This is a genomic window from Paenibacillus sp. YAE3 (assembly GCF_057546105.1).
Genome location: NZ_BAAIYF010000074.1, coordinates 1 through 500, shown reverse-complemented (window position 1 = coordinate 500; position 500 = coordinate 1). Strand labels below are relative to the sequence as shown.

Below are 500 nucleotides of genomic sequence, written 5' to 3'. Positions count from 1 at the left end.
CGCTTGCTGAGTGAAGAGGAGCGCTCACGTCTGGTCCGAAACATTGTAAATGCCATGAAGCCTGTAGAAAGTGATGAAATCAAACTGCGTCAGATCGGTCATTTCTATAAAGCTGATCCTGAATACGGGCGTCGTGTAGCGGATGGTCTGGGCTTGACCGTACCACAAGGTGAGTAGAAGGATTGGCAAACGCCTAACCTGAAAGCCGTATGAATAAATAATAAAAGGATGTCCCCACACCACATATATGGTGGAGGGGACATCCTTTGTTTTTGAGAGTCATGTAAAGCAGGGGCTACTAAATCCTCTTCAACCGAGGTAAGTAGACCACCAGAAACAGTGACCGTCCCAGGGCAAAGATGATAAAGGATAACCAAAGTCCATGATTCCCATAATGAGGAACGCACCAGAAGAGAGCAATCAAAAAGCAGACCAGTGAAATCAGCATCGAATTACGGATCGGATACGTTACCGTCATCCCTGTAAACACACCGTAGAAT

General features: G+C 46.2%; 1 protein-coding gene and 1 pseudogene. One reads left to right on the top strand and one right to left on the bottom strand.

The window, feature by feature from the left end; genetic code table 11:
- On the top strand, positions 1–177 hold a 177-nt coding region (locus AC27KL_RS28285; protein WP_487171822.1), incomplete at its 5' end, for a catalase-related domain-containing protein.
- A 121-nt stretch (positions 178–298) separates the two neighbouring features.
- On the opposite strand, the pseudogene AC27KL_RS28280 reads toward AC27KL_RS28285, so the two are convergent.
- Positions 299–500 (bottom strand): annotated as a pseudogene (locus AC27KL_RS28280) (MATE family efflux transporter); the annotation flags it as partial.